Origin of the sequence: Neobacillus driksii (assembly GCF_013409995.1) — a bacterium.
Taxonomy (GTDB): domain Bacteria; phylum Bacillota; class Bacilli; order Bacillales; family Cytobacillaceae; genus Neobacillus; species Neobacillus driksii.
On sequence record NZ_JACCBX010000010.1, the window covers coordinates 216,686 to 230,790 of the forward strand.

Annotated in this window: 12 protein-coding genes and 1 other annotated feature; of the genes, 11 read left to right on the plus strand and 1 reads right to left on the minus strand. The window is 38.8% G+C overall.

What is annotated here, in order from left to right; translation table 11 throughout:
• Positions 1-15 precede the first annotated feature (15 nt).
• From hemB to ysxE, 4 genes are all read left to right on the plus strand, one after another.
• Positions 16-996, plus strand: a complete 981-nt coding sequence (gene hemB / locus F4694_RS22215; protein ID WP_179601982.1) for a porphobilinogen synthase — start codon at positions 16-18, stop codon at positions 994-996.
• Between the two features lie 27 nt (positions 997-1,023).
• Complete coding sequence (gene hemL, locus F4694_RS22220) at positions 1,024-2,310, plus strand: glutamate-1-semialdehyde 2,1-aminomutase (protein WP_179601984.1); 1,287 nt, start codon at positions 1,024-1,026, stop codon at positions 2,308-2,310.
• Between the two features lie 152 nt (positions 2,311-2,462).
• Positions 2,463-3,560, plus strand: coding sequence for a stage VI sporulation protein D (gene spoVID / locus F4694_RS22225; protein WP_179601986.1), 1,098 nt, complete (start codon positions 2,463-2,465; stop codon positions 3,558-3,560).
• Positions 3,561-3,644: 84 nt separating this feature from the next.
• Positions 3,645-4,682 (plus strand): spore coat protein YsxE, encoded by a 1,038-nt coding sequence (ysxE, locus tag F4694_RS22230; RefSeq protein ID WP_179601988.1) that lies wholly within the window; start codon positions 3,645-3,647, stop codon positions 4,680-4,682.
• 17 nt (positions 4,683-4,699) lie between these two features.
• Here ysxE and F4694_RS22235 read toward each other — a convergent pair whose 3' ends face one another.
• Positions 4,700-4,897: a hypothetical protein gene (locus F4694_RS22235; RefSeq protein WP_179601990.1), complete on the minus strand. Its 198-nt coding sequence runs from the start codon at positions 4,895-4,897 to the stop codon at positions 4,700-4,702.
• Positions 4,898-5,069: 172 nt separating this feature from the next.
• Positions 5,070-5,306, plus strand: a binding site (T-box leader).
• A gap of 67 nt (positions 5,307-5,373) precedes the next feature.
• On the opposite strand from F4694_RS22235, the gene F4694_RS22240 reads away from it, so the two are divergent.
• From F4694_RS22240 to F4694_RS22270, 7 genes are all read left to right on the plus strand, one after another.
• The gene (locus F4694_RS22240; protein WP_179601992.1) at positions 5,374-8,019 is read left to right on the plus strand and encodes a valine--tRNA ligase; all 2,646 of its coding nucleotides are present in this window, start codon (positions 5,374-5,376) and stop codon (positions 8,017-8,019) included.
• Between the two features lie 66 nt (positions 8,020-8,085).
• Entirely contained in the window at positions 8,086-9,408 is a 1,323-nt protein-coding gene (locus F4694_RS22245; protein ID WP_179601994.1) for a bifunctional folylpolyglutamate synthase/dihydrofolate synthase, read from the plus strand.
• 70 nt (positions 9,409-9,478) lie between these two features.
• Positions 9,479-11,194, plus strand: coding sequence for a sensor domain-containing diguanylate cyclase (locus F4694_RS22250; protein WP_179601996.1), 1,716 nt, complete (start codon positions 9,479-9,481; stop codon positions 11,192-11,194).
• A gap of 343 nt (positions 11,195-11,537) precedes the next feature.
• Positions 11,538-11,804 (plus strand): pilin, encoded by a 267-nt coding sequence (locus F4694_RS33005; protein WP_374757442.1) that lies wholly within the window; start codon positions 11,538-11,540, stop codon positions 11,802-11,804.
• A 35-nt stretch (positions 11,805-11,839) separates the two neighbouring features.
• Positions 11,840-12,580, plus strand: a complete 741-nt coding sequence (locus F4694_RS22260) for a prepilin peptidase (RefSeq protein WP_179602061.1) — start codon at positions 11,840-11,842, stop codon at positions 12,578-12,580.
• A gap of 178 nt (positions 12,581-12,758) precedes the next feature.
• Positions 12,759-13,424, plus strand: coding sequence for a type IV pilus biogenesis protein PilM (gene pilM / locus F4694_RS22265; RefSeq protein ID WP_257029345.1), 666 nt, complete (start codon positions 12,759-12,761; stop codon positions 13,422-13,424).
• 161 nt (positions 13,425-13,585) lie between these two features.
• Positions 13,586-14,086: a fimbrial assembly protein gene (locus F4694_RS22270; protein ID WP_179601997.1), complete on the plus strand. Its 501-nt coding sequence runs from the start codon at positions 13,586-13,588 to the stop codon at positions 14,084-14,086.
• Positions 14,087-14,105: the final 19 nt, after the last annotated feature.

Here is a 14,105-nt window from a genome sequence, read left to right on the forward strand (position 1 = left end):
TGGGGGTAAAAATAAATGGAACTTCAATTTTCACGTCATCGCCGATTACGTACGAGTGCTAGTATGCGTGCACTCGTAAGAGAAAACCACTTAACACCAGACGACTTTATCTATCCGTTATTCATCTATGAAGGTGAAAACATTCGCAGAGAAGTATCTTCTATGCCTGGTGTATTCCAAGTATCAATGGATAACCTAAAAGCTGAAATGGATGATATCGTTGCTCACGGCATTAAGTCCGTTTTATTATTTGGAATTCCGACTACAAAAGATGAGTGCGGTACACAAGCATTTCATGACCATGGCATTATCCAAGTTGCCACCCGATGGATTAAGGAACATTATCCAGAAATAATTATTGTGGCGGATACTTGCTTGTGCGAATATACGAGCCATGGACATTGTGGAATGGTTGAAGGCGATAAAATTTTAAACGACGAATCTTTAGAATTGCTTGTAAAAACAGCTATTGCTCAAGCTGAAGCAGGTGCGGATATTATTGCTCCATCGAATATGATGGATGGCTTTGTGGCAGCAATTCGTGCTGGTTTGGATGAAGCAGGATTTAAAGATATCCCGATCATGTCTTATGCAGTTAAATATGCTTCTGCTTTTTACGGTCCATTCCGTGAAGCAGCTGAAGGCGCTCCGCAGTTCGGCGATCGTAAAACGTATCAAATGGACCCTGCAAACAGAATGGAAGCATTCAGGGAGGCAGAATCCGATGTGGCTGAAGGTGCAGATTTCCTAATTGTGAAACCGGGAATGCCTTACCTTGATATTGTTCGTGATGTTAAAAATAACTTTAATCTTCCTGTTGTGGCTTATAACGTCAGCGGTGAATATTCGATGATCAAAGCTGCGGCTGCAAACGGCTGGATTGACGAGAGACAAACCGTAATGGAAATGTTAATCGCCTTCAAACGTGCAGGTGCAGACCTTATTATTACATATGCAGCTAAAGATGCATGCCGCTGGTTAAAAGAAGATCACTAATAACAACTCGAAAAGAGGAATTCAAAAATGCGCTCATATACAAAATCAGTAGAAGCATTTAAAGAAGCTCAAAACTTAATGCCAGGCGGCGTTAACAGCCCGGTACGTGCGTTTAAATCTGTTAATATGGATCCGATTTTCATGGAAAGAGGAAAAGGTTCAAAAATCTATGATATCGATGGCAATGAATATATCGATTACGTATTATCATGGGGACCGTTAATCCTTGGCCATACAAATGACAGAGTGGTTGAAGGAATTAAAAAGGTGGCTGAGCTTGGTACGAGCTATGGTGCACCGACATTAATGGAAAATGAACTGGCTAAGCTTGTGATTGAACGAGTACCTTCGATTGAAGTGGTAAGGATGGTTTCATCCGGAACAGAAGCAACGATGAGTGCGCTTCGCTTAGCACGCGGCTACACTGGCCGCAACAAGATTTTGAAATTTGAAGGCTGTTACCATGGACATGGTGATTCTCTCTTGATTAAAGCTGGTTCTGGCGTTGCTACACTCGGATTACCAGACAGTCCAGGTGTACCTGAAGGAGTCGCTAAAAACACGATTACAGTGGCATACAATGACCTTGAAGGCGTTAAATATGCGTTCGAGCAATTCGGTGATGATATTGCTTGTATTATCGTTGAACCAGTTGCAGGGAATATGGGTCTTGTCCCGCCGCTACCAGGATTCTTAGAAGGTCTTCGAGAGATTACTTCCGAAAACGGTGCATTGTTGATTTTTGATGAAGTGATGACTGGCTTCCGTGTCGGCTACAACTGTGCGCAAGGCTATTTCAATATCACTCCTGATATTACTTGTCTTGGAAAAGTAATTGGCGGTGGTCTTCCAGTTGGCGCTTACGGCGGTAAAGCTGAGATCATGCGACAAATCGCTCCTGCAGGACCAATCTATCAAGCAGGAACACTTTCAGGGAATCCTCTTGCGATGACTGCTGGTTATGAAACATTAAGTCAATTAACACCAGAGCATTACGAAGAGTTCAAGCGCTTAGGTGACTTACTCGAAAAAGGAATTACCGCAGCTGCCGAAAAGTATGATATTCCTGTTACCTTTAACCGTGCTGGTTCGATGATCGGTTTCTTCTTCACCAAAGAACCTGTCATCAATTATGAAACAGCAAAAACGTCTAACTTAGATTATTTTGCTGCTTACTATCGTGAAATGGCAGAACAAGGGGTATTCCTGCCGCCATCTCAATTCGAAGGACTATTCTTGTCTACAGAACATACCGACGAGGATATTGAAAAGACAATCAAAGCAGTAGAAATCGCTTTTTCAAAACTAAAGTAATACTTTTTAGCACTCACCTCCTAGCAGGTGAGTGTTTTTGTTTTTAAACTTTTTACATAAGAGGGCTTTTTTATCATAAATAAAAGCATTCGATCATAGAGTGTAAGTGACATAGTGATTTTGCTTAAAAGGAAACGAAAGGAGGAGTCGCTTTGTCTCAGGAGAATCAATCGTGCCTGCGATTTTCCTTGGAGGAGTCATTGTGGTTTAGAAAAGGACAGGAAGTGGCTGAACTTGTGTCGATTTCTCTAGACCCGGATATTACCATCCAGGAAAATGATCAATACGTAACTATACGTGGTTCGCTGGAGTTAACTGGCGAATATAGAAATGACGCTGAAAGTACAGTAGAAGAGGAAGAAAATGTACCTATTCAAAAGTATGTAGAAAGAGTGGATCCTCAAGAGGAAGGCATTTGTGAATTTTCACACCGTTTTCCTGTCGATATTACCATTCCAAACAATCGGATTCAAAGCATCTATGATATCGATGTCATTGTGGAGTCATTTGATTATTCGATTCCGGAACGCAGTTGTCTGAAACTGTCCGCGGAATTAACCATCAGCGGCTTGTATGATTCGACTCAACAAGAAGAGGTTGAGGAACGAGAGGAGTATGAAGTACTCCATCGTTATCAAGTAGAAGTACCATGTGCAGAAGAACAAGAAGAAGCAGAACAGGAAGAGAATCAATTTGAGGATACTTTCTTGTTTGAAGCGGAAGCAAGAAAACTGCCTGAGGAGGAAAAGGTTGAAGTTTTCCCGAAATTCCCAACTTTTTCGTACCAAGAGCCTGAAGAAGAGGAAGAACCCCAACAGCCAAAACAGCCTGTTGTTTTTGAACATTCAAGAAGTGAGGCTAGTGAGCCCGTCCAAGAGATAGAAGAAATCGTAGAGGAAGCTCCGGCACAGCCAATTGCAGAAGAGGAGGCACAAGAGCCTGTAGAAGCAAAAGAACCAGTTCTAGAGGAGAGTTCTTCTTCTCCGGAGGCACCGCCAAAACAAGCCAAAAAGAAACCATCTAAGAAGAAAACAATGACATTAACGGAGTTCTTTGCTCGCAAAGAAGATAGCTCCGATCAAGCTAGATTAAAAGTTTGCATTGTCCAAAAGGGCGACACGCTGGATAGTCTTGCCGACCGTTATGCGGTATCAGTCCCGAATCTGCTGCGTTACAATAATCTTGAACTCAATCAAGATGTATTTGAGGGTCAAGTATTATATGTACCTGTCGCATTAGCAAAAAAGTAATCAACAAATACATGGTGAGCGGGTTATTAACCTGCTCCCATCTTTTTAAGGATTTTGCTCTAGCTGAAAGGCAGATGAATGTCGATGCGCGACACATTTCAGGTGGATTCACTGATACCTATATTAAATAACTACCAAGTAAAACCTTATTTTGTTGAGGAACACGGCAATATTAAAAAAATCTATTCCAATAAAGGGACTTTTGCATTAAAGAAAATGGACCCGACAATTGGCACAGACTTTATACGCCATGTTCATCTTCTTTACCAAAAGGGCTACAATCGAATTGTCCCTATCTATCCGACGATGGACGGAAGGTATGCCGTTCTCCATGATAAAGCCTTATATTACTTAATGCCATGGATGTCGAATGAAGTAAAGGAAGATCGGACACAGAAACACCAGCAGCTATTTCGTGAGGTGGCAAGGATGCACACCATCACTGCTAAGGAAATTAAGGTAAATAAAGAGGAGCGGACAGAGCATTACGAAAAAACGATTGAGGTGCTCGATAAGAATCAGGAATTTCTGGACGGCTTTATCGATGAATGTGAAAAAAGGACGTATATGTCCCCATTTGAATTGGTGTTTTGCTTGTACTATAACGAAATAAGTCAGGCACTTCGCTTTTCTAAAACCAAATTCGAAGAATGGTATGAAAAAACAAAGGAAACAGAAAAAGCACGAATGGTGATTACACATGGAAAAATATCATCCGAGCATTTTCTTTACGACGAAAAAGGGTACGGCTATTTCATTAACTTTGAAAATGCACGCTATGGCTCACCGATTCATGATCTACTGCCATACTTTTCACGTTCCTTTAATACCCAGCCACAAAGAAATGATGAAGCAGTTGAATGGGTTTACCATTACTATAAATATTTTCCCTTTAAGGCAGATGAAAAATTGTTATTCTTTAGCTATTTAGCTTATCCTATTCCGATCATCCAGGTAGTCGAAAGATATTATAAAAAAGAACAGCCAAAAAATGAGTTGAAGTTTGTCCGAATGCTGCAACGGAAATATTGGCATTTGAAGAATTCCGAATATGTTGTGATGAGAATGACTGAAATCGATGAGCAAGAAAAGAAGGCAAAAGAAGGAGCCCAGCAGCAGTAATCATGCTAATTGGGCTCTTAAACAACTTCAAAATATATAGATATTGCGATTGCAATAAACACCGCTAACAAAAGGACATCAAACACAGTGGGAATAAAAATCGTTCGTATTAATTGAAAAATCGTAAACGGCAAAATCAACTGCTCGCATACTCTCCTAGTGGTTCGATACCAGGGAGTGTAGGAGTATTTGGTGATAAATTTCCTTCGCTTCATGTTTTACTTCCTCTCCACAAATGGCATTTCTTTTATGTATATTCTTCCTACATAGTGAATTCTCCTAATTTCTTAACGTTTTTTACAAAATGGTATATAATATAAAAAAATTGGCTATGATTATTGACGACTAGAACACTTTTTGGGTAGTATAAACAATATAATTAAAAACACACAAGCATAGACAGGGAAGAGTACGATGTACACCTGCTTAAAGAGAGGGAACCAGTAGCTGAAAGGATTCCTAAGCAGACAATCGGAAGGTCGCCCTCGAGCTTCTTCTGCGAACGGATGTATACATCCCATTAGTTGAAGACGGATCAAATCCGTTATTTATTTAAGCGCCAATCCATTTGTTTAGGGTTGGAAAAAAGGTGGTACCGCGAAGCAAACTCCATTCGTCCTTTTATTGACGAATGGGGTTTTTTGTTTGTCTAGTTTTTCTGGATAGAAAGAGAAATGAAGGAGATGGTCAAATGGAAACAAAGGAAATTACCATGCCAACAAAGTATGATCCACAGTCGATTGAGCAGGGACGTTATGATTGGTGGGTGAAAGGAAAGTTTTTTGAAGCTCAAAATGATGAGGGGAAGCTGCCTTATACAATTGTAATCCCACCGCCAAACGTTACTGGAAAGTTGCACCTGGGGCATGCCTGGGATACAACTCTACAAGATATTGTTACACGCATGAAGCGGATGCAGGGGTATGATGTTCTCTGGCTTCCGGGAATGGACCATGCCGGTATTGCGACGCAGGCTAAGGTTGAAGAAAAACTTCGTGGCGAAGGCAAAAACCGTTATGATTTAGGACGTGAAAAGTTCGTTGAGGAAACATGGAAGTGGAAGGAAGAATACGCTTCTCATATCCGTCAGCAATGGGCAAAGCTAGGTTTAGGATTAGATTACAGCCGTGAACGTTTTACATTAGATGAGGGCTTATCAGCTGCCGTTCGTGAAGTCTTTGTGACTCTCTATAACAAAGGTCTTATTTATCGCGGCGAATACATTATCAACTGGGACCCTTCCACAAAGACAGCATTATCGGACATCGAGGTTATTTACAAGGATGTTCAAGGTGCTTTCTATCATTTGAAATACCCGTTAACAGATGGTTCAGGACATATTGAAGTAGCAACAACTCGTCCAGAGACCATGTTAGGTGATACAGCCGTTGCGGTTCATCCAGAAGATGAGCGTTACAAACACTTAATCGGTAAAACCGTTATTCTCCCAATCGTTGGCCGTGAAATCAAAATTGTTGGTGATGACTATGTAGATATGGAATTCGGTTCCGGGGCTGTTAAAATTACACCAGCACATGACCCGAACGATTTTGAAATCGGTAACCGTCATAATCTTGAGCGTGTTCTTGTGATGAACGAAGACGGCACAATGAATGACAGAGCTGGAAAATACAAAGGGATGGACCGTTTTGAATGCCGCAAGCAAATTGTTAAAGACCTTCAAGAACAAGGTGTTCTCTTCAAAATTGAAGAGCATTTGCACTCAGTAGGTCATTCCGAACGCAGCGGGGCAGTAGTTGAGCCTTACCTTTCAACACAATGGTTCGTTAAAATGCAGCCGCTTGCCGATGAGGCAATCGCTCTTCAAAACAAAGATAACAAAGTTAACTTCGTTCCGGATCGTTTTGAAAAAACGTACCTTCACTGGATGGAAAATATCCGCGACTGGTGTATCTCAAGACAGCTTTGGTGGGGTCATCGCATTCCTGCATGGTACCATAAGGAAACAGGCGAGGTTTACGTTGGCCATGAGGCTCCTGCAGATAGTGAAAATTGGGAGCAGGATAAGGACGTATTGGATACGTGGTTTAGTTCTGCATTATGGCCTTTCTCTACAATGGGCTGGCCAAATGTTGAAGCAGAGGACTTTAAGCGTTTCTTCCCAACCGATGTTCTCGTAACTGGTTATGATATTATTTTCTTCTGGGTATCAAGGATGATTTTCCAAAGCCTTGAATTTACAGGTGAACGACCATTTAAAGATGTTCTGATTCACGGCTTAGTTCGAGATGAACAAGGTCGCAAAATGAGTAAGTCTCTTGGTAATGGTGTGGACCCAATGGATGTTATTGCAAAATACGGTGCGGATTCCTTACGCTACTTCCTTTCAACCGGAAGCTCTCCAGGTCAGGATTTACGTTTTAGCTTTGAAAAAGTTGAATCTACTTGGAACTTCGCCAATAAGATTTGGAATGCCTCTCGTTTTGCATTGATGAATATGGATGGCATGACATATGAGGAAATTGATTTTAGCGGTGAAAAATCCGTTGCAGATAAATGGATTCTAACGCAATTAAATGAAACGATTGAAAGTGTTACCAAGCTTTCAGAGCGTTATGAATTCGGAGAAGCAGGCCGTGCCCTTTACAACTTCATCTGGGATGATTTCTGCGATTGGTATATTGAGATGGCAAAGCTTCCATTATATGGTGAAGATGAAGCAGCGAAGAAAACAACTCGTTCTATCCTTGCACATGTTCTTGATCAGACGATGCGTTTGTTACATCCATTCATGCCGTTCATTACCGAGGAAATCTGGCAGAACTTGCCGCATAACGGCGAATCAATCACAACTGCTCAGTGGCCAGAAGTGAATCTGGCATACTCTGATGAACAAGCGGCTCAAGAAATGAAGATGTTAATGGAAATGATTCGTTCCGTTCGAAATATCCGTTCAGAAGTAAACACACCAATGAGCAAGAAGATTAAAATGCTTGTAAAAGCAAAGGATGATTCAGTATTAGCGGCTCTTGAAAAGAACCGCAGCTATATTGAAAAATTCTGTAACCCAGAAGAATTACAATTGGGAACAAACCTTGAAACACCAGAGAAGGCAATGACCGCTGTAATTACCGGCTTGGAAATCTATCTTCCTTTAGAAGGTTTGATTAACATTGACGAAGAAATTGCTCGTCTCAAAAAAGAATACGACAAGTTAACGAAAGAAGTAGAGAGAGTTGAAAAGAAATTAAACAACGAGGGCTTTATGAAAAAAGCACCAGAAAGCGTTGTTACCGAAGAACGGGCAAAGGAAAAAGACTATCGCGAAAAAAGAGCGTTAGTAGAGGCTCGTATAAATGAGTTAAAAGGTTTATAATAAAGTAAACGAGACGAGTCCTAAACTAGGATTCGTCTTCTTTTAGAAAAAAATGGGGTGACAAGAATGTTTACAACTTATAGCGAAGCCCTTGAATGGATTCACGCAAGATTAAGACTCGGGATTAAACCAGGACTTTCCAGGATGGAATGGATGATGGAAAAGCTTGGCCACCCAGAGCGGAAAATGAAAACCGTTCATATTGGCGGTACAAATGGCAAAGGTTCCACTGTAACTTTTTTACGTAATATTCTCGAAGCAGCTGGTTATTCTGTAGGTACCTTTACTTCTCCATATATTGAACAATTTAATGAGCGAATCTCGGTTAATGGAAAACCAATCTCTGACGAAGAAATCCTTGAGCTAACCAATGTGATTCGTCCCTTAGCGGATGAATTAGAAGAAACCGAGCTTGGGGGACCAACTGAGTTTGAAGTGATCACAGCGATGTCTTTCTATTATTTTGCCAATGTAAATCAAGTGGATATTGTTATCTATGAAGTGGGCTTGGGTGGAAGATTTGATTCTACCAATATTATTCAGCCAATTGCTTCTATCATCACGAACATTGGTCTGGATCATACAAATATACTAGGACACACGTACGGGGAAATTGGATTTGAAAAAGCAGGAATTATTAAAGATAGAATCCCTACTTTTACTGCGGTAAAAAATGAAGATGCTATAAAGGTAATAAAGGAACGGGCTGAAAAAAAGCATGCACCACTATTACGATTGAATCAGGATTTCACCATAACCTCCCACAGTCCACAAGCTAATGGTGAGATGTTTACATTAATAAGCGATGACCAAACGTTAGAACAGTTGGAAATCAGCATGATTGGCCAGCATCAAACAGAAAATGCTGCTTTAGCAGTAATGGCTGCTCAATCTATCAACCAAGATGGGGATTTTTCAATAAATGAAGAGTCCATTCGGACAGGCTTAAAGAAAGCATATTGGCCAGGACGATTTGAAATCCTTTCCGACCGTCCGCTTGTCATAATTGACGGCGCTCATAATGATGAGGGCATAAAGGTACTCGTTCAGGAATTATCTACTCGTTATTCTACCTATAGCATTCATATAGTATTTGCAGCTCTAAAAGATAAAAAGCTGGATCAAATGATTGCTCAATTAGATTCTATTGCCGATGAAATTTCCTTTGTATCATTCGATTTTCCTCGAGCAGCTCAAGCGAAGGATTTATTTGCTATCAGTAAATCCAAGAATAAAGTGATGGAAGACAATTGGGATACACATTTATCAGAGATTATTAATTCATTAGGTTATAATCAGATCCTTGTCATTACAGGCTCTTTGTATTTTATTTCTGAGGTTAAACTATACTTAAGTGAATTTTTGAAAAACAATAGGATTTCACTATGACAGGCTTAAAGATTTTTGGTAAAATAGTTTTATCTTGATTTCAAAATAACTTTCGATAGGAGGGGTTAGAATGACAGTTACCGCAAAAACAAAACGAAATATATTCCTTGTATGGCTCTTGCTTGTCCCAGCAGGATTGTGGTTTACCTATCAAACTTATCCTCCTAACTTTTCAGGCCAATGGTTAGATATTGCGGCATTTTTGATTTTAACATTTGTTGTTGCTTTTATGCCGATGGTCATAAATAATACACCTATTTTCTTAATTCAATGGGTATCACTCGCTACGTTTTTAACTTTCGGAATATTTGTTGAAATGGTCTTTGCACAGGCAGCGGTAATCGTGTTATTACTCAGGCTCCGACTTCAAAAGGACCAACTTTTCAGGATACCGCTAAATTTAATTATGTTTTTTCTGGTATCCCTAGTCAGTGGTGTCGTTTATTATGCACTTGGCGGGCAAACAACTCCTACTATTGTAAATAATCTGCATTCCCTTTCACTTGCTGCAGTATATGCTGTAGTAAATTACTTCTTAAATCAGGTCATTATTTCATTCTATCTATATTACATTTATAAAAGTAAGGGATCCTACTTTGGGAAGGATTTCATTGTGGAGACGGTTACCACATTTATTACTTTGCCGCTTGGCTTTGTACTTTATATGTTTTATAACCAGCAAGGACTATTAGCTCTATTGATTGTAGCTATTCCATTTGCAAGTTTATCAATGATCTTTAAGCTCTACTACGCAAGTGAGAATATTAACATCTACTTACAAAAGGCTGCTGAAATAGGACATCAAATGGCAGAAAAGCTAGAAGTGGACGGAGTTATCGACCTGTTTATTCAAAAGCTTAGCGAAATGCTGCCTGTAGACTATGCTTATATTTTCGATGTTGCCAATGAGGAGGATCTCAAATTAGTCCGCCGGATACAAGGCGGCGATACAGAATTACCCTTAAATATACCTATAATCAAGAAGAATCAAGGAATCAGCGGACATGTTTGGTCAAAAGGAAAAGCACAATTGTACTCTACAGGCATGCAGTGGAAAAGATATTCTATAGGATATATTCCTGGTGATGCCGAGAGTATCTTAGCTGTTCCAATTCAAAGGAATAAAAAGATTATTGGTGTAGTAATGCTAGCTTCAAAGCGCAAGCGTGCTTACGAAAAATTCCAGTTGGTTATTGTGGATATTCTTTGTTCCTATTTTGCAGTAGCGATGGAAAATGCTAAACATTATGAATTGACAAAGAAGCAGAGCGAACGCTGCGCTTTAACGAAATTATATAACTATCGTTACTTTAAAAAATTATTAACCGAGGAATTCGATAAAATTTTTCATTTTGAACAAAAGGTCTTATCGTTAATCATTCTTGATATCGACCACTTTAAAGCTGTTAATGATACGTATGGACATCAGAGCGGAAATGAAATCCTATGTGAGCTTGCTGCTAGATTAACAAACATTGTAGGCTCTCGCGGTACCGTCGCCCGTTATGGCGGTGAAGAATTTGTTGTTTTACTGCCGGAGGTTGATAAAGAAGAAACCTATCAACTTGCAGAAATGATTCGGCAATCTATCGCCAACTGGCCATTTACTTTGATGCAATCCTTAGAGCTAACACAACAACAAATTAAGATAACTGCGTCGATTGGAATCGCAACCGCACCTGAGGATGCAGAGGATGCTTTAGCATTGGTTCGACATGCAGATCGAGCACTATATGTTGGTGCAAAGCGAGCAGGAAGGAATAAAGTAGCAGAATATATCAAATAAAAACCTTTGTAGAGGCCTACAAAGGTTTTTTCGACATTATTAATTAAAAAACAACAATATATAAAAACATTCTACTTTGTTAATGTAGGCATTCTGATATAATATTAGTAAAAATATTAATAGAAAACTAGTTCGATAGTAACAAAAAGGTTCGGGGAATTTAGAAATTTTTGAAAGGGGGAATCCGCTTGTATAGGTATAATATAGTCTCAAAAGTGACTGTTTTTTTTATTTTAGCTATTATTTACTTTTTAATTAATATTCACCAAATTTCATATGCAGAAACTAGCAATTCTCCAGAAATAAATTTTGAGCGGATGCTGTAAAAGCTGATGCTATTCAAATTTTAAACTCTGCAAAAACCTATGTTGCAGCAAACTGTGTACCTGAAGGTGGAGAATTAACTGATGATGAATTAGGATCATATGTTGATGGTTCAAAAATTGATACTTACACTGTAGATGTTACCGAGGATGGAGACAATAAAATAACATATTCCATAACAACCGAAGATGTAGAAGTTGGTAATAATACTCTAACATTTACAGCAGCTGAAATTTCAGATATCAATAACTTTAAAGAAGCTAGTGGAGAAATTACTCACAATTAATATTAAAGGGAGTTAACTAATAAGTGGAAATACCTATACTCTTATATATTCTCTTTTTAGGCTTATGTTTAGGCTCATTTTATAACGTTGTTGGACTTCGAGTTCCATTAAATCAATCCATTGTTAAACCGCGATCACATTGTCCGAATTGTAATCATACTTTAACAGCTATAGATTTGATACCGGTTTTATCATACTTGTTCTTGAGGGGGAAATGTCGGCGCTGCAAGGCGCCCATTTCGCCCTTCTATCCTATTATCGAGTTGATGACTGGAATTCTTTTTATGTTAGCACCAATCATCTTAGGCTGGTCGACTGAGCTAGTTATAGCTTGGACCCTCATTTCCTTAATGGTCATAGTCTTTGTATCAGATATTCATTACATGCTCATTCCCGATAAAGTATTAATCGTGTTTACGTTTATTTTTCTAGTTGAAAGATGGTTCATTCCTCTATCACCATGGTGGGATTCACTTGCCGGGGCGGCAGTTGGATTTACATTACTCTTAGCCATTGCCTTCATAAGTAAGGGGGGAATTGGCGGCGGAGATATTAAACTTTACGCAGTAATTGGACTTGCATTAGGCATTAAACTTGTGTTGATTTCCTTCTTTTTAGCGACATTTTTTGGAGCTGTTTTTGGCTTACTAGGAATGCTGGTTGGAAAGGTGAAAAAAGGAAAACCGATGCCTTTTGGCCCCTATATTGCCCTCGGAACCATTACAGCCTATTTTTACGGTGAGAACATTCTTGAATGGTATATTCAATTTATATAAGGAGTCTTTTACAAGGCTATCAATTTTACGTTTGGCAGAAACAAAACTATAAACATAACCATAAAGGATCATGCGATACGTTTTGTCGAATTAAAGCAAACTCAGCCTGCTGTTGTTCAAAGGAAGGGGGAGCGTTATTTGCCAGCGGGATTGATCAAAGAAGGAAAAATCATGGACTATGAGACTCTGTCAACTATACATTGAACAATGTATATCTGATTGGAAAATAGCGAAAAGACATGTCCGCTTTTTAGTACCAGATTCTTTTGTTGTTATCCGGATGGTGTCACTTCCCATTGATCTAAAAGAGGACGAAATTAAAGGTTATTTATATATGGAAATTGGAACAAGTATTCACTTGCCATTTGAAGATCCAGTCTTTGACTATACGTTAATGGATTCAGATACTAACAATAGGCAGATCTTACTATTTGCTGCACCAGAGGACATTGTAAGAGAGAATATGGGATTATTTGATGAGGTAAGATTAAAAGCTGTTGCAGCAGACATATCTTCGCTTGCTTTATATAGATACTATAATCAGTTAGAGCCAGCCAGCGAAAATCAAAACTTATTAGTAATACAATTTGATCTACTAGAGGTTAATGTAAGTATCATTGAAGAGAATATTCCAGTTTTCACAAGACATATTTCCATGGAAGTAAATAGGGAGAATTGGACTCACTCTCTAACAAATGAATCTTCCTTCACCCTTAATGTTACCGGTGATAAGGATGAGGCTTTTATTTCAATAAAGGATGCTTATACACAAATTGAAAAAGTAATCAATTTTTATCAGTACTCCTTAAATCAAGGGAAACAACAAGTAGAAAAAATCCTATAAGATGGTGATCATCCCTGTTTACATGAGATTTATTCTCAGTTAGAAAACAGATATGGGATTCCAATTCACATGATTGAAGTCGAAAATCAAGATAAAAAGGTTGAACCTATTCCACCGCAATTTCATCTAAATGTTGGTTTAGGCCTAAAAGAGGTGTAGCGATGCTAGTAGATATAAACCTGCTGCCTAAAAGGGATGAAAAAAATATTGCCTTCTATGTAATAACCATTTTAGTAGTGTTATTGTTAACCGGCGCTTCAATTTTTTTCATCTTCTCTTTAAATGAGAAAAAGGACGAACTTCAATATTTAGATAAACAGATTACCTTGAATCAAACAATACTAGATGATCAGTATGCAAAATTATCCCAATATGAGTCTTCGAGTTCAATTAAAGAATTAGAAAATGCTATTAAATGGGTAGATGAACAACCTTATAATCTAGTTTTTATTTTAAAGCAATTAACAAAATCCCTCCCTGAGAGAGGGTTTAGGATTGATTTTGAAATGAACGAAGAAAATGTAATTACAGAAAGAGTCCAATTTGATACGAAAAGTGAAGCTGCGTATTACCTGACTTCAATTTTAAAATATCCTTGGATAGAAGAAGCCGTAATAAGTGAGGCAAAAACTGCTGAGATTCTAAAAGACAACAGTGAGTAAATTAATAATGCGTTTGAAA